At 56.3% G+C, this 1,599-nt stretch carries 1 protein-coding gene and 1 pseudogene; both read left to right on the top strand.

The window, feature by feature from the left end; genetic code table 11:
• Nucleotides 1-263: pseudogene (locus BKD70_RS16375) on the top strand (MaoC/PaaZ C-terminal domain-containing protein); the annotation flags it as partial.
• A 96-nt stretch (nucleotides 264-359) separates the two neighbouring features.
• Nucleotides 360-1,340: an IS5-like element IS1384 family transposase gene (locus BKD70_RS16370; protein WP_010466230.1), complete on the top strand. Its 981-nt coding sequence runs from the start codon at nucleotides 360-362 to the stop codon at nucleotides 1,338-1,340.
• Nucleotides 1,341-1,599 lie beyond the last annotated feature (259 nt).

Below are 1,599 nucleotides of genomic sequence, written 5' to 3'. Positions count from 1 at the left end.
ACCTCAGTACCCCGACCGCGAAGTTGTTCGGTTTTCCCCAGGCCATCGCCCACGGGTTATGGAACAAGGCGCGCACCCTCGCGGCGCTGGCAGAACACTTGCCGGCCGCCAATATTGAAATCGACGTCGCGTTCATGAAGCCGGTGCGCCTGCCCAGTGAAGTGATATTGATGAGCAGCGCGGCCGGCTCCAGCGGGGCGTTGGAACTCAAAGGCGCTGGGGATATACAACATATGCTGGGGCAGTGGCAGCCGACTGCCTGAAAACCCTGATTAATTGTATATATACACCCTAAGGAAACTCTGAAAAAGACTTTCTGATTTGGCAAAATACCGCGACCCCACCCACCGAGTTTCCCGATGAAGCAGATGACCTTCGCCGACGCCGAGTACGCTGGCAAGCGCAAGCAAACCCGCAAGGAGTTGTTCCTGATCGAGATGGATCGGGTGGTGCCGTGGAAGGGCTTGATTGCTTTGATCGAGCCACATTATCCGAAAGGTGAAGGTGGCCGTCCGGCCTACCCGTTGATGGCGATGCTGCGTGTGCATCTGCTGCAGAACTGGTTCGGCTACAGCGATCCAGCGATGGAGGAAGCGCTGTACGAAACCACGATCCTGCGCCAGTTTGCCGGGCTGAACCTGGAGCGCATCCCCGACGAAACCACCATTCTCAACTTCCGCCGCTTGCTGGAGAAACACGAGCTGGCGGCCGGCATCCTCGCTGTCATCAATGGCTATCTGGGCGACCGCGGCCTGTCGCTGCGCCAGGGCACCATCGTCGATGCAACGCTGATCAATGCGCCCAGTTCGACCAAGAACAAGGACGGCAAGCGCGACCCGGAAATGCACCAGACCAAGAAGGGAAACCAGTATTATTTTGGCATGAAGGCCCACATCGGCGCCGATGACGAATCGGGTCTGGTGCACAGCGTAGTGGGCACGGCGGCCAATGTGGCGGATGTCACCCAGGTGGACAAATTGCTGCATGGCGACGAAAACGTGGTCTGCGCCGATGCAGGCTACACCGGTGTCGAAAAGCGGCCCGAGCATGAAGGACGTGAAGTTATCTGGCAGGTGGCGGCACGCCGCAGCACCTACAAAAAACTCGATAAGCGCAGCGTGCTGTACAAAGCCAAGCGCAAGATTGAAAAGGCCAAGGCTCAGGTGCGCGCCAAGGTCGAGCATCCGTTCCGGGTAATCAAGCGCCAGTTCGGTTACACCAAGGTGCGCTTTCGCGGCTTGGCCAAAAACACGGCGCAACTGGTGACACTGTTCGCTCTGTCGAACCTGTGGATGGCGCGCCGACATTTACTGACGAATGCAGGAGAGGTGCGCCTGTAATGCGGGAAATGGCCACCGGAGTGGGGTCCGGGTGGCGAAAACGTAAGAAATACTCGTCGAATTGATTGTTTTTTGATCATTTGGCGAGTTTAAAAGTTGCGCTAGGTGGTATGCCGGGGAAATACATGGCTACTTCAGACCATCCTTAGGCTGCGATAACGGTGGGTCAATCAACATCTGATGATCAGAATAACGATGACCCATTATATAAGCTGGATTTAAATATACCGTTCAGGCGCGCTTTTAGGACCACTCCTAT

The sequence above is a fragment of the Pseudomonas sp. BS-2016 genome (assembly GCF_001806145.1).
Lineage (GTDB): Bacteria > Pseudomonadota > Gammaproteobacteria > Pseudomonadales > Pseudomonadaceae > Aquipseudomonas > Aquipseudomonas lundensis.
This window is presented reverse-complemented; position numbering and strand designations above follow the sequence as displayed.